The 23,313-nt window shown below is 51.7% G+C and carries 22 protein-coding genes; 2 read left to right on the top strand and 20 right to left on the bottom strand.

Going from position 1 to position 23,313, the window contains the following annotated elements; translation table 11 throughout:
• Positions 1 to 160 precede the first annotated feature (160 nt).
• Both I2G61_RS05675 and I2G61_RS05670 read right to left on the bottom strand, forming a co-directional pair.
• Entirely contained in the window at positions 161 to 946 is a 786-nt protein-coding gene (locus I2G61_RS05675; RefSeq protein WP_006058201.1) for a DeoR/GlpR family DNA-binding transcription regulator, read from the bottom strand.
• Complete coding sequence (locus I2G61_RS05670; RefSeq protein WP_139248535.1) at positions 943 to 1,671, bottom strand: hypothetical protein; 729 nt, start codon at positions 1,669 to 1,671, stop codon at positions 943 to 945. Before I2G61_RS05670 ends, I2G61_RS05675 begins: the two co-directional genes overlap by 4 nt.
• A gap of 202 nt (positions 1,672 to 1,873) precedes the next feature.
• On the opposite strand from I2G61_RS05670, the gene I2G61_RS05665 reads away from it, so the two are divergent.
• Positions 1,874 to 2,689 (top strand): BtpA/SgcQ family protein, encoded by an 816-nt coding sequence (locus I2G61_RS05665; RefSeq protein WP_006058203.1) that lies wholly within the window; start codon positions 1,874 to 1,876, stop codon positions 2,687 to 2,689.
• 108 nt (positions 2,690 to 2,797) lie between these two features.
• Here the strand turns inward: I2G61_RS05665 and I2G61_RS05660 are convergent, their stop codons facing one another.
• From I2G61_RS05660 to I2G61_RS05645, 4 genes are all read right to left on the bottom strand, one after another.
• Positions 2,798 to 3,640, bottom strand: coding sequence for a class II fructose-bisphosphate aldolase (locus tag I2G61_RS05660; protein WP_195548033.1), 843 nt, complete (start codon positions 3,638 to 3,640; stop codon positions 2,798 to 2,800).
• A 192-nt stretch (positions 3,641 to 3,832) separates the two neighbouring features.
• Positions 3,833 to 4,927: an alpha/beta hydrolase gene (locus tag I2G61_RS05655; protein ID WP_072683201.1), complete on the bottom strand. Its 1,095-nt coding sequence runs from the start codon at positions 4,925 to 4,927 to the stop codon at positions 3,833 to 3,835.
• An 18-nt stretch (positions 4,928 to 4,945) separates the two neighbouring features.
• Positions 4,946 to 6,811, bottom strand: coding sequence for a PTS glucose transporter subunit IIA (locus I2G61_RS05650; RefSeq protein WP_072683200.1), 1,866 nt, complete (start codon positions 6,809 to 6,811; stop codon positions 4,946 to 4,948).
• 57 nt (positions 6,812 to 6,868) lie between these two features.
• On the bottom strand, positions 6,869 to 7,789 hold the full coding sequence (locus tag I2G61_RS05645; RefSeq protein ID WP_072683199.1) for a 1-phosphofructokinase family hexose kinase: 921 nt from the start codon (positions 7,787 to 7,789) through the stop codon (positions 6,869 to 6,871).
• 192 nt (positions 7,790 to 7,981) lie between these two features.
• Here I2G61_RS05645 and I2G61_RS05640 point away from each other — a divergent pair, with 192 nt between their 5' ends.
• A complete protein-coding gene (locus tag I2G61_RS05640; protein ID WP_072683289.1) occupies positions 7,982 to 8,737 on the top strand; it encodes a DeoR/GlpR family DNA-binding transcription regulator in 756 nt (251 codons plus the stop codon).
• Positions 8,738 to 8,819: 82 nt separating this feature from the next.
• On the opposite strand, the gene I2G61_RS05635 is transcribed toward I2G61_RS05640, so the two are convergent.
• The 14 genes from I2G61_RS05635 to I2G61_RS05570 all read right to left on the bottom strand — a co-directional run bounded on the left by I2G61_RS05635 (position 8,820) and on the right by I2G61_RS05570 (position 23,277).
• The gene (locus I2G61_RS05635) at positions 8,820 to 9,515 is read right to left on the bottom strand and encodes an MBL fold metallo-hydrolase (protein WP_072683198.1); all 696 of its coding nucleotides are present in this window, start codon (positions 9,513 to 9,515) and stop codon (positions 8,820 to 8,822) included.
• A 554-nt stretch (positions 9,516 to 10,069) separates the two neighbouring features.
• Entirely contained in the window at positions 10,070 to 10,894 is an 825-nt protein-coding gene (locus tag I2G61_RS05630) for an SDR family NAD(P)-dependent oxidoreductase (RefSeq protein ID WP_229100688.1), read from the bottom strand.
• A gap of 142 nt (positions 10,895 to 11,036) precedes the next feature.
• Complete coding sequence (locus I2G61_RS05625; protein ID WP_072683197.1) at positions 11,037 to 11,729, bottom strand: ABC transporter ATP-binding protein; 693 nt, start codon at positions 11,727 to 11,729, stop codon at positions 11,037 to 11,039.
• A gap of 13 nt (positions 11,730 to 11,742) precedes the next feature.
• Positions 11,743 to 13,284 (bottom strand): ABC transporter permease, encoded by a 1,542-nt coding sequence (locus I2G61_RS05620; protein WP_072683196.1) that lies wholly within the window; start codon positions 13,282 to 13,284, stop codon positions 11,743 to 11,745.
• A 166-nt stretch (positions 13,285 to 13,450) separates the two neighbouring features.
• Entirely contained in the window at positions 13,451 to 14,674 is a 1,224-nt protein-coding gene (locus I2G61_RS05615) for a cell wall metabolism sensor histidine kinase WalK (RefSeq protein ID WP_072683195.1), read from the bottom strand.
• The gene (locus I2G61_RS05610) at positions 14,661 to 15,347 is read right to left on the bottom strand and encodes a response regulator transcription factor (RefSeq protein WP_072683194.1); all 687 of its coding nucleotides are present in this window, start codon (positions 15,345 to 15,347) and stop codon (positions 14,661 to 14,663) included. The genes I2G61_RS05615 and I2G61_RS05610 overlap by 14 nt, the downstream gene beginning before the upstream one ends.
• A gap of 89 nt (positions 15,348 to 15,436) precedes the next feature.
• The gene (locus I2G61_RS05605) at positions 15,437 to 16,357 is read right to left on the bottom strand and encodes a CorA family divalent cation transporter (protein WP_072683193.1); all 921 of its coding nucleotides are present in this window, start codon (positions 16,355 to 16,357) and stop codon (positions 15,437 to 15,439) included.
• Positions 16,358 to 16,596: 239 nt separating this feature from the next.
• Positions 16,597 to 17,592, bottom strand: coding sequence for an NADH:flavin oxidoreductase (locus I2G61_RS05600; RefSeq protein ID WP_072683192.1), 996 nt, complete (start codon positions 17,590 to 17,592; stop codon positions 16,597 to 16,599).
• A 237-nt stretch (positions 17,593 to 17,829) separates the two neighbouring features.
• Entirely contained in the window at positions 17,830 to 18,411 is a 582-nt protein-coding gene (locus tag I2G61_RS05595) for a hypothetical protein (RefSeq protein ID WP_195548032.1), read from the bottom strand.
• Between the two features lie 494 nt (positions 18,412 to 18,905).
• The gene (locus tag I2G61_RS05590) at positions 18,906 to 19,286 is read right to left on the bottom strand and encodes a hypothetical protein (RefSeq protein WP_072683190.1); all 381 of its coding nucleotides are present in this window, start codon (positions 19,284 to 19,286) and stop codon (positions 18,906 to 18,908) included.
• 77 nt (positions 19,287 to 19,363) lie between these two features.
• A complete protein-coding gene (prmC, locus tag I2G61_RS05585) occupies positions 19,364 to 20,218 on the bottom strand; it encodes a peptide chain release factor N(5)-glutamine methyltransferase (RefSeq protein WP_072683189.1) in 855 nt (284 codons plus the stop codon).
• Positions 20,211 to 21,290 carry a peptide chain release factor 1 gene (prfA, locus tag I2G61_RS05580; protein ID WP_072683188.1) on the bottom strand — a complete coding sequence of 360 codons (1,080 nt, stop codon included), beginning with the start codon at positions 21,288 to 21,290 and terminating at the stop codon, positions 20,211 to 20,213. The genes prmC and prfA overlap by 8 nt, the downstream gene beginning before the upstream one ends.
• Positions 21,291 to 21,302: 12 nt before the next feature.
• On the bottom strand, positions 21,303 to 22,679 hold the full coding sequence (locus I2G61_RS05575) for an MATE family efflux transporter (protein WP_195548031.1): 1,377 nt from the start codon (positions 22,677 to 22,679) through the stop codon (positions 21,303 to 21,305).
• Positions 22,672 to 23,277, bottom strand: coding sequence for a thymidine kinase (locus tag I2G61_RS05570; RefSeq protein ID WP_039864017.1), 606 nt, complete (start codon positions 23,275 to 23,277; stop codon positions 22,672 to 22,674). The genes I2G61_RS05575 and I2G61_RS05570 overlap by 8 nt, the downstream gene beginning before the upstream one ends.
• Positions 23,278 to 23,313: the final 36 nt, after the last annotated feature.

The raw sequence follows: 23,313 nt of genomic DNA, 5'->3' as shown, positions 1-23,313 counted from the left end.
AAGCAATGAAATCCACTCAAAGATTTCATTGCTTTTTCATTATGGAGATCCGGTTTTGTTTCTTTTTCTATTCTGAGACTTTCTGTATTGAAAATGAGCTTTTCATGGAGATCAGGCTGCCGCTTACCGACACCGCGCTCATTTTTCATACAGCTCAATTTTATATTTTCCATCCGCCTTTTAGCGGTTCCACTTTGATGACGTTAATTCCGGTATTCTCTTTTACTTTTTCGATCACTTCGTCATCTGCTTTCACATCCGTTATCAGATAATCAAAGCCTTTCAAACTGGAATAGAAGAATGAATAACTGACGCCGATCTTCGTACTGTCGCATAAAACGAAGCGTTGGCCGCTTGTCCGCTTGATCATGGTCTGATTGATTAACATCTCTTTCATTAAACCTGTTGAGATTCCATTCTCAGTCAAACCGCTGCAGCCTACAAAACACTTGGTCGCCGTAATATTATTCAGGGCCGCCACCGCAAAATCTCCAGTCATTGAATTTTTAGGGAAGCGCACCTCCCCGCCGGTGAATATGATGAGAACCTTGGGATCCGGCGTATAATTAATCGCTCTGGCATTATTGGTAATAATCGTTACGTGTTTGTCCTTAATATAATCGACGATCATTAAAGCTGTTGTACTGGAATTAATAAAGATAACGTCGTCTTCCTCAATATATAAAGCTGCCCTCTTGGCGATTGCTTTTTGAAAGGTCGTTCTTTCATATTCTTCATCTTCAACAAATTCCTGGATTAACGATGCTCCTCCATAATTCCGGATAATCGCTCCCTTGTCTTCCCAATACTGGAGATCGCGGCGAATCGTGATTGGAGAAACATGATATTTTTCGACAAGCTCATCCACGCTGACTGAACGTTTTTCCTCAATCAGACGCATAATTTTAACCCGCCGGTCATTGACTATCGCTTTGCTTACTTTCATGGATTTGCAACTCCTTTTAATTGCGCTATTCTGCGCTGATACTCCGCACGTTCCTCACCTGCGGTGAGTTCTGCCAACTGACTGTAAATAAAGAGGATTTCCTTGGGATTCATTTTTGAACCGTCCACCTGTTTGAAATAGTCGCAGGCTTTCTTTTTATTTCCCAATGCCAGTTCATGCAATCCGTCCAACTCATGATAATTGATGATATTCGGTCTTTTTTTCATTTTCCGAATTACCTGAGCGTCGCTGTAAACTTCATTTACTTTTTTAGCATTTCCCAACAACAGATAAGCTCTGATTTGATAATAATACATAATGATTAACAATTCAACATTGCTTCTAAATCTCTTTTCATTTTTTTTAATCAATTCCAGTGCTTTAACAGGGTCGTTTTTCTCGATTGAAATCATTACCTCAAAAATCCCTGTATTTTTTTCATAATTATGGGTGATATCGAGTTTGCATAAATTTTTATATTTCTCCTCTGCGGATTGCGGATTTAGTAAAAAGTTTAAAGTATACAGAGCATCGTTATATAAATACTTTAAATACTCATAATAGAGCGCGCACGCAAAGATACCGAGACAGATCAGCAGCATTGCCCAATCCAGTCCTGTTTTCTTTGATTCAAAAAACATTGAAAGCGTTAATCCCAGAAAGCCTAAAAAAATCGCCGCGTTTACCATAGTAACAATCCGTTGTTTCATTGAATATTTTTTCATCTTCTGTTCCTCCGCTTCCATTATAACACTTATGATTGATTTTTTATGAATGTTTTCTATTATTTTTCCTATTTTTTTCGTTTATAGACAAATTTTATGATTTATGAACAATTAATTCGTTATATGATTGATCATTATTGATCACTAGAAACATAAAATTGGTTGCACTATAATGGGGTTGTTCAAGGAGGATTGATTAATTATGAACAACTGGCTAGAAGAATTATTTGGTGTAAAAAAACCGATCATCGCGATGTGCCACCTGCAGCCGCTTCCTGGAGACCCTTATTACGATAAGCAGGGGGGAATGGCTAAGGTTCTGGACTGCGCCAGAAGAGACCTTCACGCTTTGCAGAACGGCGGCGTCGATGCCATCATGTTTTCCAATGAATTTTCGCTGCCCTATCTGACGAAAGTTGAGCCGGTAACGATCGCGGCCATGGCTCATGTTATCGGTGAATTAAAGAAAGAAATTACCGTTCCTTATGGCGTGAACTGCCTTTGGGATCCTATTGCTTCCTTAGACCTGGCGGTTGCGGTTGACGCCAAATTTATCCGTGAAATCATTTCCGGCGTTTATGCCTCTGATTTTGGCTTATGGAATACAAACGTTGGGAAAACGGTACGTCACAAAATGGCAATCGGCGCACAGGACGTTAAAATGTTATTCAACATTGTCCCGGAAGCCGCAAAATATCTGGCAGATAGAAATATCGCGGAAATCGCGAAATCCACGGAATTTAACAATCGTCCTGACGCCTTATGTGTTTCCGGCTTGACTGCCGGCAGCGAAACCGATACGCAGGTTCTCTCTGTTGTCAAAAACTCAGTGAAGCGTACGCCAATTCTTTGCAATACAGGCTGCAATAAAGATAATATCACACGGCAGTTATCCGTCGCTGACGGTGCGGTCTGCGCGACAACCTTCAAAATTGACGGTATTTTCGAAAACGCGGTTGATGAACAGCGGGTTAAAGAATTCATGGATATCGTTAAAGAATTCAGAAAAACATTATAAAAAGACGAATACCGGGTTACTCCTGACCATAAAAATAAAATCCACATGAGCCGTACTCCCAAGCTCTGTGGATTTTATTTTATATTCTTCTAAAGCGAATGAAATATTTTAACCCGCTTTCCCAGCGGAACCATAGACTCCGATCATCTCCATCATCTTCGTCTTGGCTGCTTCATAGATCACCGCGCTGAGATCATAGGCATGATTGCCTTCAAGATCGGCGGTTTTCGCCGCCTTGGCCGCGGCCTGACATAGATCGTTGGCGATATTCACTTTATTAATCCCCATCCGGCAGGCCTTCCGCAGCGTTTCATTATCGGTGCCGGAGGAACCGTGCATCACCAATGGGAAATGACCGGTCTTTTCCTTGATCGCCGCGAGCCGTTCAAAATCCAGCTTCGGCTTCATGCCCTTGGGATAAGCGCCGTGCGCTGTGCCGACAGCCACCGCCAGACAATCCACGCCGGTCAACCGGATGAATTCCGCCGCAGTTTCCGGATCCGTCAGCGCTGCGCCGCCGTCGGTTTCATATTGATCCGCCATGCCGACATGGCCCAGTTCGGCTTCCACGGAAATATTCAGCGCATGCGCCAGCTCGACAATTTCCCTGACCTCCCGCACATTCTGGTCAAACGGGCACGCCGACCGGTCGATCATGACGGACGTAAATCCGGCTCTGAACGCTTCCAGCACTTCTTTCTTCGCGCCGCCGTGATCGAGGTTAATCGCGACCGGAATGGCTGAGCGCTGAGCGAAATACCGCGCGATCTGACAAAGCAGAAACAGATCCGGATTGGCCGGATAGGCGATATCCAGGATTAACGGCGCCCGCAGCTCTTCCGCCGCGTCGATCACCGCCCGGGCGTCCAGCTCCGTCCACAGATTCGGGGCCGCCACCGCGTAATTGCCGGCGCTGGCCTTGTCGAGAATTTCTTTCATCGTTACCAACATGAATTTCACTCCTCCCCCATCCACTCCCGGATGGCTGGTTTGAACGATACACTTTTCTGACTCGCTTCTCTGCCCTCATTATCGCACACGTCCCAGACCGGCGCACGCCTAAACTGCACCAATCACAAAGAAAACCTGAACTGGGCCGAAATGGAGGAAAAAGGAGACGGGTTCGGCCGTCTCCCTGATCGTTTATCCGTTCATCGCGCGGATTTCTTCAGCGATCAAACCGCAGAGATCCTCCGCCTGCACAACGGTTCCCAGCAGATCGAGGAAGCCATGATCACAACCGCAGTAACGCACCGACTTCACGTTAACGCCCACCTCCTGCAGCAGGCTGGCAAAATAATCGCTGCCAACACGCAGGTAATCATATTCCGCGCTGACGATCACCATCGGCGGGAATTGCGCCATTCTTTCCGCCGGGGCGTAAATTACGGAAACCAGCGGATTCTCATAGCTGGTCTTTCCCTGCAGATACAGACTTTCCGCCTCGCTTACGTCGGCGCTGTTTTTAATCCGGTCGATCCGGCTGAAGGCTTCTTCCCGCTGTTCTTCAAGAATCGGATACGCGTCATAGGACCAGAGATACCGCGTTTGACTGCGGTAATCCGTGCTGTCCACGGCCGGATAGATTTCAAATGCTTTTTTGATCAGACCATTCTCATCCTTTAATAAACAAGCGTTTGTCAGCGCGCCGCCCGCACTGTCGCCGGCCACCATCAGGCGGTTCAGATCGACGTTCAGCTCGTCGGCATGTTCCGCAACCCACTGCACCGTTCCCCAGGCGTCGTCAATCGACGCGGGATACGGACATTCCGGGGCCAGCCGGTATTCCGGAAACACCACCACGGCATGAGCCAGTTCAGCGATCAACCGCATCTGATTGGCAAACAGCCGCATATCCCCGGCCGTCATGCCGCCGCCATGGAGATAGACTAGCACTGGCAGGCAGCCTTGATCGGATTGACGCCGATAGAGGTAAATGTCAATTTTATGATCGTGACCGATATCAATCAGCCGCTCATCCACGTCGATTTCCACAGTACACAGATCCTCAGTCACTTTATCCGGACGATAACGCTCCTGTGAAAGCCGGTAACCCTTCTGTGCCCGCCGGGCAAACATTTTCCGTTTCATCCGGATCACTTCCAGCAGCCGCGGATCCAGCACATGCGCCCGGTCGTCGTCCGGCACCGGTTTCATCAAGACAGGAACGCCGTCTACGGTTTCAACATGTTCCTTCGCGTGGATTTGATCCAACAGCTGTTTCGCATATTTCCGCATTCCGATTCCTCCGTTTCTCTATGCCGCGGCGATCAGCTGCTGCTGCTGATCATCGGCATGAACCTGAGCGTAAGCCGCGCTGTTTAACAGAATGACGATAATCGAATCGTCCATTTGTTTCGCTGCGAAGGCTTCACGGTCGATCCTGGCGATCGGCTGATGCCGTTTGACGGTCTGGCCGATCTGCACAAGTGTTTCAATTTCATGCTCTTCCAACTTCATCGAGTCGATGCCGATATGCACCATCACCTCGGCCCCGCCGGCCGCCTTGATCGTGATGGCGTGCCGGGTCGGAGCGATGGAATTGATCACGCCGTCCACCGGTGCGAAAACATCGTCAGTTTCCGGGCGGATGCCGAAGCAGGCGCCGAGCGTACCGGCCGCGAAGACCGGATCGGCAATGTTTTCCTGCGCGATATACGCGCCCTGTGCCGGTGCGGACAGCTCGACGGACGTCAGAGCCACTGCTGCGTTTTCAGTTTCGTCCGCTTCCTCGTTATAGACGCTGTCGTCCCACTTTGTCATCAACACGAAGACAAACGAGCAGACCGCCATGATGCCGACGCCGATTAACGCTTTAATGAAGTTTGTCGTATCGCCGTTTTCGCCCAGATAAAGCAGGATATTCGTCAGTGAATAGCCGCCGAAGCCAAAGCATTTCAGATGCACGATGCCCGCGTACAGCCCGGTGATCAGCGAAGTCGCAATGCTGCAGAAGTAAACCTTCGGCATTTTATAGGAGATACCATAGGTCGTTGGCTCGGAAATGCCGCCGAACAGTGCTGAGATCGAAGCCGGGAACGCAATTTCCTTTAACCGGCGGTTCTTGGTTTTTAACGCCACGGCCAGCGCGATGAAGCCCGGCGTGATCGTGCAGCAGAAGAACCAGATATTGATGAAATCGTCGTAGCCGACTGTGGCCAGACTGGTCGTCGCGATCGGAATCAGCGCCAGATGGAAGCCCGGGCATAACAGACCGATCGTGCTGGCAAAGATGATGATCGCCGGCACCGCCGCCCAGCTGGCATAATTGCGGATCCAGGCGATGAACATCGCGATATAATTCGTGACTAACCCGCCTAACGGACCGGTCAGCGTCAGCGTGATGATTGACGTGATCAGAATCAGCAGGAACGGCTTTAAGAAATGTCGGACTGACAGCGGCAGCGCTTTTTTCAGCAGCTGGTCGATTTTGGACATCACCCAAACCGACAGAATGATCTGCAGGACCGCGCCGTTATACGTTGTCAACAGCGCCGGGATGCCGAAATAGCTCGTATAGCCGCCGGCTGCCGCCATGGCGACCCAATCCGGGTACAGCAGCCAGCACGCCAGCAGCATCGCCAGCACCGGTTCCGTGTCAAATTTCTTTGCGGAGGTGTAAGCGACGAAGACCGGCAGGAAGTAGAAGACGGATTGTGCCAGGTTATTCAGAATGACATAGGTGGAATTGGTCGATTCCAGCCCGAAGACCAGATTCAGAAGCAATAACAGACAGGTCAGAAAGCCGGCGGCGATCAGGGACGGAATGACCGGACTCATGATCCCCGCCATCAGCTGCAGGAAATTGGAGAAGATTGCGACAAGCTTCTTTTCCTGCGGCTTCTCCGCTCCCCCAGCGCTGGACTTCCCGACGCGTTTTTCCACTTCGAGAAACAGATCCTCGATGATCTGCCCGACGATGACCTGAACCTGATTCTCGCGGACCTCGACGCCCATCACGCCATCGATCTTCTTCAGCGCCGCGGCGTCAACCTTGGATGGATCGCGGACAACCACGCGCAGCCGGGTCGCGCAGTGATTGACGTTGGTGAGGTTTTCCTGAGTGCCCAGCTGCGTAATGATCGCGGCGGCCATGTCGGCGTAATTCAATTTTTTTGCCATGGTTTTTCTCTCCTCTTTTTTCTTCGGATTCCATCGGTTCGATGGCCGGCAGCTGGATTAGAGCTTGTGAACGTGCATGCGGTGAAGTCCTTGAGCGATCTGGCCGGCGCTCACTTCATCATGGGTCATCGCGACGCTGCTTCCTGCCGCCCCGGCCCAGGCCAGTGCTTCCGCTTTGGACCGACCTTCGGATAACCGGCCGACAAACGCCGCCAGCATCGCGTCGCCGGAACCGACCTGATTGATCGCCGCGACAGGCTCCTGGCTCAGTCGGTAAATCCCGTCAGAGGCTGCCAACAGAGCGCCCTCTGCCCCCAACGAAACAAGAATGTTGCCGACGCCGCTTTCGCGCAGCTTCGCGGCCGCTTGCGGCAGTTCGTCAAGCGTCAGGTCAGGCTGTCCGGTCAGCAGTTTGAACTCGTAGAAGTTGGGTTTGATCAAATCCGGCCGGCACCGTTGGATTAACTGGGGGGACAACGCTTCCATGTCGATGACCAGTCTGGCCTGCCGCTGATGCACTTTCGCGCACAGCCCAGTCAGAAAATCCGCATCCAACCCGCGCATCATATTGCCGCACACCAGCACCCAGTCGTCCGGTCCTGCCGCTTCCAGCAAGTCTAAGAGCGTCTGCCGGACAGAAGCTCCGGCTTCCGGCCCGCGGGCGTTGACGCACAGCGTGCCTGGCCCATGATACAGCTTGACGTTGATCCGGTTCATGCCCTCGACCGGCACCCGCGTCAGATTGATCCGCGGATACGACCGCAGTGCCTGTTCAATATAATCGCCGGTGAAGCCGCCGAGCAGCGCGATTGCCCGCGACGGGATTTGCAGCTTATCCAGCATCATCGAAACATTCAAACCCTTGCCGCCAACCTTCAGCTGTTCACCAGTCGTGCGGTTCACCTCGATGTCCAGCAGCGGTTCGTTCACCGTCAGCGTGTAGTCGATCGAAGGATTCAGCGTGAGTGTAATAATCATCGTAGTATACCTCCCTGCGTTTTCAATGTAAGCGATATCAGCGCTGATTTCAAGCATATTTTGATCGTTTTTGAAAACAATCACTGCCATTTGCAGAATCAATCATTATTTTTGATTGAATCATGAATTATTTCGATCAAATTTGATCATGGAACACGAATGAATGTTATAATGATTCCGGAGGCGAAAACGATGATAAAACAACAACGCTGGGCGGCCATCATCGACCTGTGCCGCGAAAACACCGCGATCAGCGTCGGTGAGCTGGTTTCGCTGCTGCGTGTTTCCGAGGCGACGGTGCGCCGTGATCTGCAGCAGATGGAGGATCTCAACATGGTCAGCCGGTATCATGGCGGCGTCCGGCTCAACGACGGCCAGTCCGAAGAACCGCCGATGCTGATCAAATCCGAAACCAATATTTCAAGCAAGAATCAGGTCGCGCGTCTGGCCGCAAGCATGATTAAAGACAATCAGATGATCTACGTCGACGCCGGCAGTTCCACCTATGAAATGTTGAATTATGTGCGCGCGAAAAACATCACGGTCGTCACGATCGGTTTGCCGCATATCGCGAAGCTCAAGCGCAGCTTGACGCACACGATCTTATTGGGCGGCACGATCCGCTGGACGACCGAAGCGGTGACCGGCAATCTCACGCTGCGCCAGCTGGACGATCTGTTTTTTGACATCGCGTTCCTCGGTGTTAACGGCATCCATGAGAAGGTCGGCTTCACGACGACCAATGAACAGGAGGCGGACGTCAAGGCGAAAGTCATCGCCCATTCCAGCTCGACGTTCGTTCTGGCAGACGGCTCCAAGTTCAATAAGCTCTATCCGGTGAAATTCTCCCGGCTGGATCAGGCCGTGATCCTCAGCGATGAGATTCCGGACTTCGACCGCTCACAAATCCGCTACCAGCTGACAAATGGCGAAAGTAAGCTGGATTAGTCCGACAAGACAAAAAAAGACGGTCTCTCTCTGGCCTTTCCGGCAATCGCCGCCGAAATCTCAGAAAGACAGCCGTCTTTTTCTATTCTTGAATTGAAGCTGGATAATAAATTGCCGCGCCCTGATGACGATATTCCTGAATATCGCCCGCAAAACGCTCGGCCGGCACCCCGTGAATCTCACCGCGTTCCACCCATTCGCACAGCGCGATCAACTCATTGATCCTCGTTGGCGGGACCTCCACTGGTCCATGTGAGCCGTAGATCACATCGAGCTGGCCCGCGATGGCCGCCAATTTCCGCAGGCTGCATAAATACGCCGGCAGACTCCGGCCCTCGCCAAACAGAAACGTCGTCGCATTCGTCACGCTGTCGCCGCTGATCAAAAACCGTTTTTCTTTTTCCCACAAGGCGATGCTGCCGGGCGTATGGCCAGGAATCAGCACGACCTCAAAATGATACGGCTCAAAATCAAGCGAATCCCCCTCCTGTACGGCGGCAAACCGGTTCTGAATTTTCTGTTTCCGCGCCAGCCGGGCCATTTCGGCAGGATGAAGCAGGATTTCTTCAAACTCGCCGCAGGCCGCCGTGTGATCAGGATCACTGTGCGTCAACAGAAACGTCAGCTTCTGAGATGTCTGCTTTTCCACAAATTTTCGCAGACCTGTTTCCACCCCGCCGTCGATCACCAGCGCTCCTGTTTCTCCTTCAATCAGAAAACAACGGACATATCCTTCTTCTACACTCATCAGATGATCTTGTATGTGCTTGATTTCCATAGACATTTCCTCCGAATTCTTCGATATCCACACTTCGTTCTGGATTAACTTTAGTTTCTGCCAGATTGGGGAAATTTTCAAGCTTTTCCTGACTGGACTTTCCATCAAATTTACTTTTAAAAGAAAAACAGAAAAAACCTGCCGAGGGGAGCGGCAGGTGCTTTCGAAAGGCCGGAGGGGAAGCCGGCCTTCCAATTTGTTTTTATAGTTTAAGAGGGGGGAAAATTATTTTATGAAAAGGGAACTTATTTTTTATGCTTTCTCAGCTGATTATTCGTCTGGATACCTCCTTCCTTGTATGCTTGTATTATAAACAAACATTATGGGATTCGTATCAAAAACGGGTGAAGGTTCCGTGAACTTCCTGAAGACTTTCTTAAGCTGACGAATTTGTTTCACATTTCGTAATGATTCTGCCTCGGATCCCAATTCAATTTCAATCCTGAGCTTCAAGTGATCACGCCGTCTGACGATTCTTTTCCTTCATTCCCAAAGGACAAAAAAGAAAACGGAAGATGTCTCCCGTTCTCCTGGTTGGTTATCAGATTTCAGGCTTAATAGACGGTGAAACCGCCGTCGGCGACGACGATCGAACCGGTGATGTGACGCGCTTCATCGGAAGCGAAGTACAGGATCGTCGACGCCTGTTCTTCCGAAGTCGCGTTGCGGCCCTGCAGGGTCTGGGTCTTGCCGGCGATCATGGAATTCTTCATGAATTCGGAAGGATCAATGCCCTGCGCCTTCAATTCGGCGATCTTGGCATAGATCTTTTCCTTGGCCGCTTCAGTCAGCGGCGTATCGGTGCCGGCCGGGCAGACCGCGTTGCAGATGATGTTGTTTTTGGCATAGTCCATCGCTGTGGATTTCGTCAGACCGACGACGCCGTGCTTGCTTGCGACATAAGCCGGTCCCGCCGGGGTTGCGCGGATTCCTGCGACAGAAGCCGTGTTGACGATCGCGCCGCCATTTTCATTTTTCAGCATATATTTGATTTCTTCCCGGATGCAATAGAACATCGCGTTCAGATTGGCATTGACCACGCTGAACCAGTCGTCATCCGTCAGATCTTCGATCTTCTTGGAATCGCCGACGATGCCCGCGTTGTTGATCGCGATATCCAGCCGTCCGTAAATTTCAACGGTCCTGGCATACAGATTGATAATATCCTCTTTTCTGGTAACGTCGCATTGAATGAATACCGCCTCGCCGCCCGCTTCGCGGATTTCCTTTTCAATCGCTTCGCCGCGCGCCTGATTTCGTCCGGCGATGACGACCTTCGCGCCTTCCGCGCCCGCTCTTAAACATACGGCTTTGCCGATTCCCGAGGTACCGCCGGTTACGACCATGACCTTGCCGGCAAATCGATCTTGAATCATCATGAATTGTTCCTCCTTTTAACTACATCTATTATACCTCGGCAGGATTTGAAAGGCCATAATTTTGTTACTTTTTTCACATTTCAAGCTGGCGGTGCTTTATTCGTTGTAATATTGAACAATCTTTGCTCCGCATTCCCGGTTCTCAGACCCCTGCCGCCTCCGCCTCCGGCGGCAGCCGATGCAGCTGCCCATCTTCCAGCAGCACCCGCTCATCGCTGAAACGGGAAACGGTTTCCGAGTGCGTAACGACGATGACGGTCTTGCCGAAGTCTTCCGCCAGAAGGCGGAAGATCCGGATGATTTCCTGTTCGGTCGCTGTGTCGAGATTGCCGGTCGGTTCATCCGCAAAGATCAGATCGACATTGGCTGCCAGCGCCCGCGCGATCGCAATCCGCTGCTGCTCGCCGCCGGACAGTTTGGAAATCGGACGCTCCGCCTTGGAGCGTACAATTCCCACCTTTTCAAGCAGCGCGTAAGCAATTTCCCGGCGGTTTTCGGGCACGGCGTTATCCGTTTCCGTCATGGCCAGCTCGACGTTTTCAATACCGGTCAGGTAGTTGATCAGATTGTACTGCTGGAACACGATGCCAATCTGATTGCGGCGGTAATGATAGAGCCGATTGGGAGTGATCTGTTCATCCTTGTACCAGATCTCGCCGCTTTCAGCGCTGTCTAAGCCGGCCAGGATCGAAAGCAGCGTCGTCTTGCCGCTGCCGGAAGGTCCCAGAATAGTGTAAAACCGTCCTTCCTCAAACGTATACGAGCAATCCCGCAGGATGCTGCGGCGATTCGCGCCGTCGGTGTAGCCATAATTTAAGTTTACTAATTTTAACATGCGGTTGTCCTTTCTAATTCTGACTCATCAGGATCTTCTTCGGATTGAAACGGAGCACCATCATCGACGGTATCAGGGTACTGATGAAGACCACGCCAACGCCTAAAACAAAGATCTGAATCAAAATGCCTGCATCCACACCGGCGTGATAGCTGGCCGTCACCTCTTCCTGGCTGACTTCGTTAAACAAGGAATCCGAAGATGAATACGTGAAGACGCCCGGCTCGCTTGTCTGGTTTTCCTGCACCTGCATCGCCAGCGCTTTCTCGCCGACGCTTCCGGCAAGCATCGACCCCGTCGCGGAGGCCAGCGCAAAGCCGATCATCGCCGTGATCAACAGCTCCGTAAACAGCTGCCCGACAATCTTGACTTTGGACACGCCGAGGGAAAGCAAGACCCCGATCTCCGTTTCCCGCGTCTTCAACGTCAATGCGCTGACTAGGGAAATAATCACCACCGCGTTGATCAGAACGACCGCCACGATCAGATCGGAGAACACCGTCAAGGTGTCAAGCGGCTTCGACAAACGCTGGTACATCTCATCGTTGGCATCCATGATCAGATATTCGTCAAGATTCTGATTATACTGGTCGCGGAAGGCATCGACCTCCAGCGGATCGTTCAGCACAAACACGGCGCTGGACGGGTTATAGTCTTCCAGCCTGGCTTCGGCCACTTTCGGGTTGGCTTGATGGAACAGCGCCATCAGCGCGATGTCGTGCTGTGCGTACAATGGCAGCGGCATCAGCACCTGATTGGCCGGATGGGAATATTCGCTGGCCCATTGCAGCTCCTCGCTGCTCAGCTCCTCCGCGCTGTCCAAAATCCCGACGATCTCCAGTTCGAGGACGTTGTCGTTGGCAGTATCGGCCACAGCGTTGATCTCGTCGTCAGAATACAGCTTGATCCGGATGAAATCGCCGACCGACAGATTATTCGCTTCCGCCAGCCGCTTGTCGATCACGGCGACCGGACTTCCGTTATCTATTTCTTCCTGCGTAATCATCCGGCCCTGGGCCAGTTTCCACGTTTCGTCCGCCAGCTTGTTCAGCTGCGGCGAAAGCAGTCCCAGCAGCGTCATGTTGGGCTGTTGGTTCGTCGCCTGCCCGCTGCCGGACATCGTTTCCGAAACGACGACTGAGGTGGAAAACATCCCGTCGTCCTCCTCGTCCTCCGTCTTCTGCGGCCGCTGGATCTCCACCGGCGCAAACCCGTCCGCATAGCCCAACGTGGAGCGCGTCCAGTCCGCGGATTTAACGCGGGAATCGGCTAACATTCTTCTCACCAGCTCCGGATCCGGTTTCGGATAGGCAAAGGTTTTGCGTTCCTCCGAATCCAGACTCATATATTTTTCATACCAGGCGTCAAAGTCCATCGTAAACTCGACGACCGGATTCATTTTGCGGCGCGTTTCAATCTTGGCTTCCGCCGCGGCCGCGCTGATCGAAAAGCCGACGACCACAAAGTTGGCGATCAGAAAAAACGTCAGAGTAAGAAGCAGTGATTTTGTCTTGCTGCGGGATAAGTGCCGCAGCGCACGCTGAATGAAATTCATAGTGTATTTCCTTTCTACGGGCGCAAGGAAAACAACTTTCCTCAAAAGTCCGTTTTGATTTCAATTCAATGATGCAGTACAGCTCAAATGCGAAAGAGACGCTTCGGATCATCAAGCTCAGAAATTCCGATTTCGGAAGCGCTCTGTCTGTCCAGAGTCCGCTTGATTAACCTTTCGGAAGCAGAATCTGAATCTGGAATTCGCCGTCTTTCCAGACTGCCTGAATCGTTCCGCCCAGCCGGGTCACAATTTCCTGCGTGATCGCCAGGCCCAGACCGCTGCCGCCCAGTTTGCGGCTGCGCGAGGCATCCAGCCGGTAAAACGGCTGAAACAGCTGGGCGCACTGACTTTCGCTGATCGGCTGTGACGGATTGGCGATCAGGATTTGAAGCTGATCTTCCCGCTTGCTTAAATCGATCCGGATCGTGCTGTGTTCCGGGGTGTATTTCACAGCGTTTTCCACGCAGTTATACAGACAGCGAAGCAGCAGCGTCGGATCGGTATCCAGACAAGGATAAGCTTCGGCCAGCTGGACACTCAGCTGTTTCTGTCGAATCCGCGGATCCAGCTCCTCGATAATCGTGCAAAAGCAATCGTGAACGGAACAGCGCTGACGCTGCTCGATCACCTGCGCGCTGTTGAGCTGAAGCAGATTTTCGGCCAGTCGATTCAGCCGGCGGATGTTGCGCTGGGTCACTTCCAGCACCTCGGCCGCTTCCTCGGCGGTGTATTCTTCTTCCTGCCGCAGGGAGTCGAGATTGACCTGAATCGAGGCCAGCGGTGTTTTCAGCTCATGCGCTGCATCGGCAGTAAAGCGTTTCTGCCGTTCGAAGGCTTCGTCCAGCCGGCTGATCATCTGGTTGAGCGAATGGCTCAGTTCCGCGACCTCGCGGATGCCGTTTTCTTCCAGCCGGACCGACAGCTGATCTTCGTCCAGCGTACTGATCGAGGTCGACAACTGACGCAGCGGACGTGTCAGGCGGGAAACGGTCAGATAAATGCCCAACGTGCCCAACAGAATGATCGCCGTCATCAAACCGACAACCTGAATCTGAATCTGATCGTTGGCCGCGGTTGTGATCGCCACCATGCTTTGTTCCACCTGCTCAGGAAGATTTACGTTGTAAAAATCCGCAAGATTGGAATTGATGACAATTTGATCAACCTTGATCTCCTCACGGCCGCTGTTTGCGGTTGGGGCGGGCTGCAGGTTGTATGCTTCTTTAACCGAAACGGCATAATCAGTTATCACGGTCGTCGCCTGCCTGGCTACCCCGATCAATTCGTGGGAACTGAACATCATGGAGGAAAGGGTAAGCAGCACACAGGCCGCGGTCAGAATCGCCGTGCACAGCAGCGTAATCTTGACCTGTAAACTAAGCTTTTTCATCCGGATTCTCCTTCAGGCAATACCCTAGCCCGCGCTGACATTCGATCCAGTCTTCCCCACTGGCCGAGGCCAGCTTGCGGCGCAGGGAAGACAGGTGAACTTTAAAGGCGTTGGAAAACAGATCTTCGTCTTCGCCCCAAACCTGGCAGATAATCGTTTCCGCGCTCAGCCGCTTGCCGTCGTGCAGCGCCAGCGTTTCCAGAATCTGCGTTTCCCTGGCGGTCAGCCTCAGCCGCTGATCCCGCACATACACCTGATGACTGCCGGTGTCGATCCGCAATGAACCGCGGCAGACAACGGCGTCCTGGCGCACAAAACGGCGTCCGGTCAGATTGCGGATGCGCGCGAGCAGTTCCTCGAAGTGAAACGGTTTGACCAGGTAATCATCTGCGCCCAGGTCAAGCCCCCTCACCTTGTCCGCCACCGTCCCGCGGGCCGATAAAATGAGAATCTTCTGCTGCGGCTTCTCCGCGCGCAGCCGGCGAAGCAGATCCAGTCCGTCCAATCCCGGCAGATTCAAATCGAGCAGGACGCAGCCGTAATCCTCAGCCAGCGCCAGATCCAGCCCTTCCCGACCCTCGCCGGTCCAGTCGACCTCGTAGCCGTTTTTCCGCAGCCCGCGCTTCAGCCCCAGCGCCAGATCTTCCTCATCTTCCACAATCAACAGTTTCATGCGGTTCTCCTTTCACTCTCCGGACATCTACGATTATAACTATTCGCAGGTTAAGCTAAAGTTAAGAAAGCAGAGTCTGCGAACAGACTCTACCCTTTTTTGTGTTTTAACAGAACGATCACCAGACTGACGACCGCCGCGCTCAATCCGATCACATAGAGATAGCCATAGCGCCATTTCAATTCCGGCATCGCCGTAAAGTTCATACCATACCAGCCGGCGATCAGCGACAAAGGCAGGCAGATCGTCGTGACTAACGACAGCGTCTTCATCGACTTGTTCAGCTGATAGTCCAGCTGGGCCTGATAGGATTGCTGCGTCTGGGTCAGGCGGTCGCGCAGCAGCTGCACATTGTCGCGATAGCGGAGGATTCGATCGTTTAACAGTGTGAAGCTGCGCAGCTCGTCCTCGGCGAACAAGTCGTTGCTGTTTTCTTCCAGATGATCGTTGATGTTGATCAGCTGATCATAATAGCGGTTCAGCGTCAGCAGCTCTTTGCCCAACTGGAGAGTCTGCTGCCGAAAGTGCGGCGCTCTGGCGTCGAACACTTCTTTTTCCAACGTGTCGATCCGTGTTTCCAGATCTTCATGAATATCCGGATCCTGTATCAGAATCTCCCGAAAGAAGCCGGTGACCAACCGCGGCAGCGTCGCTTTCTTTGGCTGCAGCGACTGAAGCATGCGATTGACGGCTTCGCCGGTGCTGTCGTCTTCGTCGAACAGATCGACGACTAAAAAACAGTTTTTTACAATCAACAGGCCGATCTTATCCCGTTGTCCCAGAATCTGACCGGGATTGATCAGATGCAGCACGCACCAGAAGGCATTCTCGCTGACGCTGACGGCGTTGCGCATCAGGGATTCCCTTTCCGTGGGGATCGGCAGATGCAGTCCGGCCTGTCGGGCCAGCGCTTGCAGCTGTTCTTCACTGATAAAGCCGACGGTCAGATGTTCACAGGGGTAGTTCAAATTTTCTGTTTGACGACAGGTTTCTGTAATTTCAACAAGCATAACCACATCTCCCTTTTTCCTGGGCGCCGTTGATTTCCGAGGCCCGTTTGCTATCATTATACAACGAAAGTTGTTCATACCGATCGTGCGTTTTTTCAGCCGGCCTGATCTGAAACGGAAAAGAAATTTCCGCAGTCAAAAATTTCGGCGCGGACAAGAAAAAGATTTTTCCAATTCTGTACTTTGCGGACAAAGGATGGAAAAATCTTACGAATTAAGCGGTTAAGAACTTCATGGTTTTATAAGAAAGCGGAGATTGCCTTTTTTGCCCAGCCGGAATCCTTGAGGATCGCCCGGCCGACGCCGATCAGATCGGCCTTCCTGCTTTGCAAGAGCGCCTCCGCGGCCGAGACTTCCGTGATTCCGCCCGTCAGCAGCACGGGAATCGAAACCGACTGTTTTATCGCGGCGGAATAGTCCTGAAAATAGCCTTGTTCGCTGTGGCCCGGACGAACATAACCGCCTAAGCCGCCGGTGATGTCGATCAGATCAACGCCGGCTTTTTCAAATGCCGCGCATGCGGATATTGCGTCTGCCAGCGTACTTCCGTTTTCAAGCCCCTCGCACGCGCCTAACCGCAGTGCCAGCGGATACTCCGCACCAACCTGACTGCGGATCGCTTCGATGATCTGACAATGCAGGCGAATCCGGTTTTCCAGCGAGCCTCCGTAGTCGTCCGTTCTCCGGTTGGTCAGCGGCGAATAAAACTGGTTGAGCAGATAGCCGTGGGCCGAGTGGATTTCCACGCCGTCAAAGCCGGCGGCCTGGGCCCGGCGGGCAGCTTCCTTAAAATCAGCGATCACTTTTTCAAGATCCTGCGCTGTCATGGCTTTGGGCAGGCATTCGTCTTTCGCCTTGGGATGTTTGACCACGCTGGGCGCTAACGGGACATAGCCGGTAACTTCTTCTTTCGCCGCGCTTCCGGCATGATTGAGCTGAGCGAATACCGGCGAACCGTTAGCGTGAATCGCCGCTGTCAATTCGCGCAATCCCACGATATCCTCATCGCTGGAAATCGACGTCTGGTTTGCGCTGGCCTGCCCTTCCGCCGAAATAAAGCTGTGTTCCATGATGATCAAGCCCAGTGCGCCGCCTGCGGATTTTTCCTGATAGTAGTGAATCAATTCCGGCGTAACCTTGCCGTTTTCCGCCTTGGACGTCGCCATCGGCGGCATGACCAGCCGGTTTTTTAAGCGCAAATGCCCCACTTGAACGGGTGAAGTCAGTAAAATCATTTCGATTCCTCCTTTAGAACCTGATGAGAAAGTTATACCATAAAATTCCTTAATGTTAAGTCTTTCGCTCAAAACAGAAAACGGATATTTTTGATTTCCGCCTTTCAAACCGAATAAAACAAATCCGCCGGTCTATTCCCAGCGGATGACTTGTTCATCTTCAACAGCGTGAACCGATAACCAGCGGATTCATTTTGAACGTCGGTCAGTTCCATTTGTTCTATCCTCAATCCAACGTCAGAAAGACCACTCTTGCTTGGTATCACAAGCCGGATAATTTCGATAATTTGAGAAATCTTCGGAATCTCCTAAGTAGTACAATGTATTTTCTTCAATCATAAAATAACCGGAGAACACTTCCCCTTCAGTAGCAAAGTCATTGTAGGACTCAGGACCATCAAACCCATAGCGCTTCGGACTGGCATAGCTCACAGAAAATTTATAAATATGATCGCCTGATGACCGATATTCACCATCCAGCCATTTATCATATTCGGTTTCCATTCGGCTTGTTATGTGAAGTCGGGCAAAATCATTTTCTGAAGGATACAAAATGAAAACGAGACTGTCTCTTAAAAAAACGGATTCACCTTCAGGCAGACTGAAACGATCGTCAATCTTATTTTCTTTCCATTGATGACATACGAAGACGGCATTTCCAGCTTTAGGATTTTCTTCAAAATAAGTATCTCCGCTGACAGTATCGGGAGTGCTGGATATCATCGGTTCAGGATCCACTGTGGATCGAGGATTCTCCTGCACTTCAGCGGCGCAGCCATAACAGAGCAGGAGTAAGACGATCAAACCTGTTTTTTTCATTCTGTCCTCTACCTTCGTTTGAGTTTTACTTCTCTTTCTTCATACCGCGTTCCTGGATACCGCTTGTTGTGATTCATAACACACTTTACGTCATGCTTCCATTGTAAACGAAAAGTTCTTCCAGACAATCCTTGCGGATTCTATTTAATCATAGTAACTCTCTTCCTTAAAGCCATAAAAAAACGGAAGAAACGACCTCAGTCCCTGTTCCTTCCTACTCTATGAGCCTATTTATCATATCTTGAAAAATCAAGTTTGTAAATCCCCTTGCGATCAACTTTAACCTGAAGAGAAAATCATCCTATTTTCCAATTCTGAAAAATATTCATTTTTGGAAAATAGATTCGTTAAATGTGTTTACCGTCGATTCATCTTTGGGCAATAGACCTCTCAATAAAATTGTTTTATTTCTTTTTAATCTTTTTAATAACGCGCTCATGTCTGCGCTTTCTTGAACACAAATGCGTTTAAGCTCCTCGATAAACCTGAATTGATTATTCATGTCCGAATAGTTCCGCTATCCAGGATTTCGGTTTCACCGGGCGTCCGCAGCTGAACGCATCGAAGCTGCCATGGATCAGGCTGCCTTTGCCGTCCCCCTGCGTGATCACCACGATATTATTCTGATATTCCGCACGGATGTCCTCGTTCACTTCAAATCGTTTGATATTCTGAGCGACGATCACCGGGCGGGACTCTGTGTCCACGCCGTCAGTTAACTCGGAGTACACTGCATAAATCTGATTTTTCAGGCCGGCTTCCTCATGAACACGGGAATCCGCCTGAATCTGAAATCGAACTTCTTCCGTTTCTCCAACGATCGTACAAAGAGAACAGAACAAACATAGACTCATCATTACCATCAGCTTCTTCATAAAAAACCCGCCCTTCCTGTTGCTTTCAGGATGGACGGATTTTCCATTTTTATACCAGGATCTTGCACAGCACAAGCTTACAGATTGAAGTAGACGAACAACATCCGGTCCTTGCCATTGATGTCCTTGACCACCTCGGCGCGCACATCGCCGAAGGTTTTTCTGACCTCCGCCAACAGCGCCGCTTTCTGATTCCAGCCAATTTCAAACGCCATCATCGCTCTGTCCTTCAGCACCTGCGGCGCGGCCGCAAAGACCTGACGGTAGAACTTCAAGCCATCTTCGCCGCCAAACAACGCGACATGCGGTTCATAATCCTTGACCGAAGCTTCCAGTGTTTCCTCCTGCGGAATGTACGGCGGATTGCAGATCAGAAGATCGACCTTCATTCCCGCGTCGATCACCGGCTGCGCCATATCGCCGATCAGAAACTTCACGTCGACGCCTAAGCTCGCGGCGTTCGCTTTCGCCACTTCCACTGCTTCCGCGCTGATGTCGGTAGCGCTCATGCGGATTTTCGGTTCTTCCTTGGCCAGCGACAGCGCGATCGCGCCGCTGCCGGTACCGATATCCACCGCGTCGATCGTTTCCACATCCGCGAAATATTCATCCAGATCCGCCAGGATATTCGCCACCAGCTCTTCCGTTTCCGGACGGGGGATCAGGACATTTTCATTGACCTTTAACCGATAGCCATAAAACCAGGAATAGCCCAGGACATACTGCATCGGTTCCTGTTTCAGAATCCGCTTCATCCCTGCCTGATATTGTTCGACCAGCTCCGCCGGCGCTTCGTCCTCATAATGCAGATACAGATCGTAGCTTTCCTTCTGGCTTAGCTCCAACAGAAATACCTGCGCCGTTTCCTGCGGAATCTGCGCCTGTTCCAATAACGGCAGCGCTTCGTGAATCAGCTCGCGGAAACTAGGCATTATTTTCGCCCGCCAGCTTCTGCCGCTGTTCTTCCGCCAGCAGCGCCGCAATCACGTCGTCCAGCTTCCCTTCCATAATCCGGTCCAGCTGGTTGATCGTAAAGCCGATCCGATGATCGGTCACGCGGTTCTGCGGATAGTTGTAAGTCCGGATCTTTTCCGAACGGTCGCCCGTTCCGATTTTCGCCCGCCGGACTGCGCCTTCTTCTTCCTCTTTCTGACGATTGAGTTCTTCAAAGACCCGCGCGCGGATTAAGCGCAGCGCGGTTTCACGGTTTTCATGCTGGGAACGGCCTTCCTGACAGTTGACTGTAATTCCAGTCGGCACATGCACGATCCGGACCGCAGAATCAGTCTTGTTGATATGCTGCCCGCCGGCGCCGGAAGCCCGGTGTGTTTCAAAAGTCAGATCCGCAGGATCGATCTCAATATCCGTTTCCTCCGCGTCCGGCAGCACCAGGACGGTCGCTGTCGACGTATGAATCCGCCCCTGAGTCTCCGTCTTCGGCACCCGCTGCACGCGATGCGCGCCGGATTCAAATTTCAGCTGACGGTACACCTCGTCGCCCTTGACCAGAAATGAAATCATGGAGAAGCCGCCAGCTTCCGATTCGCTCATTTCCAGCACCTGGATTTTCCAGCCCTGCGTTTCCGCATACCGTACATACATCCGATACAGATCGCCGGCGAAAATATTTCCTTCGTCGCCTCCGGCTGCGCCGCGGATTTCCACGATACAGTCGTGATCGTCGTTGGGATCCTTCGGGATCAGCAGCACTTCGATCTTCGCGATCAGCGCTTCTTTCTTGGGAAGCAGTTCTTCCAGCTCCATCTGCGCCATTTCCTTCAGCTCCGGATCATGTTCCTTCGCCATTTCCTCCGCCTGCTCGATATGCGAATTCAGGCCCTTTAATTCCTCGTAAGCCTCCACGGATTGTTTCAGCGAAGCCTGTTCCTTGCCCAGCTTCGCCAGCCGTTTCGGATCGGAAACAATTTCCGGAGACATCATTTCCTCGTTGATTTCATTGTAACGTTCTTCAATCGACTGAAGCCGTTTCATCATTGCATCCATTATTTACCCTCCTTATGCAGTTTTTACTTCCTGCGTTAAATCAATCAGCCACGCGCCCTTAAAGTAACGCTTTAAGCCGATGACCATGCGTACCAGCTGTTCCACCTGAATGATCAGGAAGACCAGCGCAATGCTTGTGAAATGCAAGCCTTCAACCAGAATGAAGGCCAGCGGCAGGCCGACGATCCACATGATTCCCGCATCCAGAAACGCCAGGAATTTGGAATCCCCGCCGGCCCGCAGCGCCGAGAACACCAGCACATTGAACATCCGCAGCGAGATCCGGATCGAGAAAATCCGGACGATCAGCACCGCTTCCTGAATCACGTTCGCGTTCTGCAAGCCGAACAGATCGACCATCGGATGAGCGAAGCCCAGAATCAACAGCGACGACACGGCCGACAAGACGACGGCCAGCGCCACAAACCAGTTTCCCTGCCGTTTTGCCAGCTCCAGATCGCCCTGCCCCAACGAAGCGCCCAGAATTGCACCGTTGGCGCTGTTTAAGCCCTGGACGATAAAGAAGAACATGTTGGAGATCTGGTTGCCGACATAGTAAGCGTCCATCGCTTCGGTGCCCAAGCGCCCGAAGGCGCGGATATATAAAGTATTGCCGAAACCGAAAAATAATTCATTCAGCACTAACGGATACGCCCGGCGTAAGATCGGCTGGACAAAGTCCGAGCTGAGCGCGAACATTTCCCGCGGCGTTCCGATGAACGACTGCTTTGATTTATAAGCGTAGACGATATGAATCACCAGACCCGTCGTCTGCGCGATCAGCGTCGCCAGCGCCGCGCCCTGCACCCCCATCTGCGGAAATCCGAAGTGTCCGAAGATCAGGCAGTAGTTCAGGACGATATTCACCGCCATGCTGACAAGGCCGATCAACATCGGCACATGCGTTTTCTGTATGCAACGGTAAGCGAACGAGAACATTGTGATCAGTGCCCCCGGCAGATAGGAGATCATCGCGATCATCAGATACTGCAGCGCGGATTCGATGACCGTCGGATCCGGAATGTAAAAGTGCATCAGCTGACGGCCGAAGAAAACCGAAGCCGCCATCCAGACCAGCGCGTTGATCAGGCTCAGGATCACGCCCAGACCGAACGCCTTTTTCTCACTTTTCAAATCCTGCTTGCCGAAGAACTGCGACATGAAGATCCCCGCGCCGCTGGCGACGCCGAAGCCCACCGTCATCATCAGATTTTCAATCTGGGCCGCAGTGCCGACGGCGGTCACCTGACCAATCCAGGAAACCATCATACTGTCGGCGATCCCCATCGCGCTGTTGAGCAGCTGCTGCAAGGCCAGCGGAACGGAAATCAGAAATACTTTTTTATAGAAATCTTTCGGTGCGATCCACTTTTTCAGCGCTTCAGTCATGGTCCAGCCCCAGATGGGACGGCTTGTTTTTAATCTGGTGGCAGTGCCGGCAGCGCGCTTCATAGCTTTCCGACGCGCCGACCAGAATGATCGGATCATCGTAATTGGCCGGTTCGCCATTGACTAAACGCTGCGTGCGGGTCGCCGGAGCACCGCAGATCGTACAGACGGCCGTCAGCTTCGTGACAAATTCCGCCTTGGTGATCAAAATCGGCATCACGCCGAACGGTTCGCCCTTGAAATCCATATCCAGGCCGGCCGCCATCACCCGCTTGCCTTTTTTCGCGTAGTAATCGCAGATTTCTATAATATCTTCATCGAAGAACTGAACCTCGTCGATCGCGATCACATCGACCGAATCGTCGACATAGTTCAGAATTTCCTTCGCTTCCCGGATCACGATGCTGTCGACTTCGCTTCCGGCATGGGAAACGACTTTGGTTTCGCTGTACCGGTTATCAATCGCCGGCTTAAACACCAGCACTTTTTTCTTCGCAAATTCCAGCACCTTGATACGCCGGATCAATTCTTCTGTTTTTCCCGCAAACATACACCCGGAAATGACTTCCACATATCCCGGGCGGTATTGATGATACATCATAATTCCGCTCCTCTTCTTCCGTCATGGTCTTTG

The organism is Holdemania sp. 1001095H_141210_F2 (assembly GCF_015558105.1).
Lineage (GTDB): Bacteria > Bacillota_I > Bacilli_A > Erysipelotrichales > Erysipelotrichaceae > Holdemania.
The sequence above is the reverse complement of the archived record's forward strand: the minus strand, read 5'-3'. Positions and strand labels throughout refer to the sequence as shown.

What these genes read in the sequence shown, in the direction of transcription:
- I2G61_RS05675 (WP_006058201.1), bottom strand. Translation starts at nt 946, where the DNA reads ATGAAAGTAAGCAAAGCGATAGTCAATGACCGGCGGGTTAAAATTATG.
- I2G61_RS05670 (WP_139248535.1), bottom strand. Translation starts at nt 1,671, where the DNA reads ATGAAAAAATATTCAATGAAACAACGGATTGTTACTATGGTAAACGCG.
- I2G61_RS05665 (WP_006058203.1), top strand. Translation starts at nt 1,874, where the DNA reads ATGAACAACTGGCTAGAAGAATTATTTGGTGTAAAAAAACCGATCATC.
- I2G61_RS05660 (WP_195548033.1), bottom strand. Translation starts at nt 3,640, where the DNA reads ATGTTGGTAACGATGAAAGAAATTCTCGACAAGGCCAGCGCCGGCAAT.
- I2G61_RS05655 (WP_072683201.1), bottom strand. Translation starts at nt 4,927, where the DNA reads ATGCGGAAATATGCGAAACAGCTGTTGGATCAAATCCACGCGAAGGAA.
- I2G61_RS05650 (WP_072683200.1), bottom strand. Translation starts at nt 6,811, where the DNA reads ATGGCAAAAAAATTGAATTACGCCGACATGGCCGCCGCGATCATTACG.
- I2G61_RS05645 (WP_072683199.1), bottom strand. Translation starts at nt 7,789, where the DNA reads ATGATTATTACACTCACGCTGAATCCTTCGATCGACTACACGCTGACG.
- I2G61_RS05640 (WP_072683289.1), top strand. Translation starts at nt 7,982, where the DNA reads ATGATAAAACAACAACGCTGGGCGGCCATCATCGACCTGTGCCGCGAA.
- I2G61_RS05635 (WP_072683198.1), bottom strand. Translation starts at nt 9,515, where the DNA reads ATGGAAATCAAGCACATACAAGATCATCTGATGAGTGTAGAAGAAGGA.
- I2G61_RS05630 (WP_229100688.1), bottom strand. Translation starts at nt 10,894, where the DNA reads ATGATGATTCAAGATCGATTTGCCGGCAAGGTCATGGTCGTAACCGGC.
- I2G61_RS05625 (WP_072683197.1), bottom strand. Translation starts at nt 11,729, where the DNA reads ATGTTAAAATTAGTAAACTTAAATTATGGCTACACCGACGGCGCGAAT.
- I2G61_RS05620 (WP_072683196.1), bottom strand. Translation starts at nt 13,284, where the DNA reads ATGAATTTCATTCAGCGTGCGCTGCGGCACTTATCCCGCAGCAAGACA.
- I2G61_RS05615 (WP_072683195.1), bottom strand. Translation starts at nt 14,674, where the DNA reads ATGAAAAAGCTTAGTTTACAGGTCAAGATTACGCTGCTGTGCACGGCG.
- I2G61_RS05610 (WP_072683194.1), bottom strand. Translation starts at nt 15,347, where the DNA reads ATGAAACTGTTGATTGTGGAAGATGAGGAAGATCTGGCGCTGGGGCTG.
- I2G61_RS05605 (WP_072683193.1), bottom strand. Translation starts at nt 16,357, where the DNA reads ATGCTTGTTGAAATTACAGAAACCTGTCGTCAAACAGAAAATTTGAAC.
- I2G61_RS05600 (WP_072683192.1), bottom strand. Translation starts at nt 17,592, where the DNA reads ATGATTTTACTGACTTCACCCGTTCAAGTGGGGCATTTGCGCTTAAAA.
- I2G61_RS05595 (WP_195548032.1), bottom strand. Translation starts at nt 18,411, where the DNA reads ATGAAAAAAACAGGTTTGATCGTCTTACTCCTGCTCTGTTATGGCTGC.
- I2G61_RS05590 (WP_072683190.1), bottom strand. Translation starts at nt 19,286, where the DNA reads ATGAAGAAGCTGATGGTAATGATGAGTCTATGTTTGTTCTGTTCTCTT.
- prmC (WP_072683189.1), bottom strand. Translation starts at nt 20,218, where the DNA reads ATGCCTAGTTTCCGCGAGCTGATTCACGAAGCGCTGCCGTTATTGGAA.
- prfA (WP_072683188.1), bottom strand. Translation starts at nt 21,290, where the DNA reads ATGGATGCAATGATGAAACGGCTTCAGTCGATTGAAGAACGTTACAAT.
- I2G61_RS05575 (WP_195548031.1), bottom strand. Translation starts at nt 22,679, where the DNA reads ATGACTGAAGCGCTGAAAAAGTGGATCGCACCGAAAGATTTCTATAAA.
- I2G61_RS05570 (WP_039864017.1), bottom strand. Translation starts at nt 23,277, where the DNA reads ATGTATCATCAATACCGCCCGGGATATGTGGAAGTCATTTCCGGGTGT.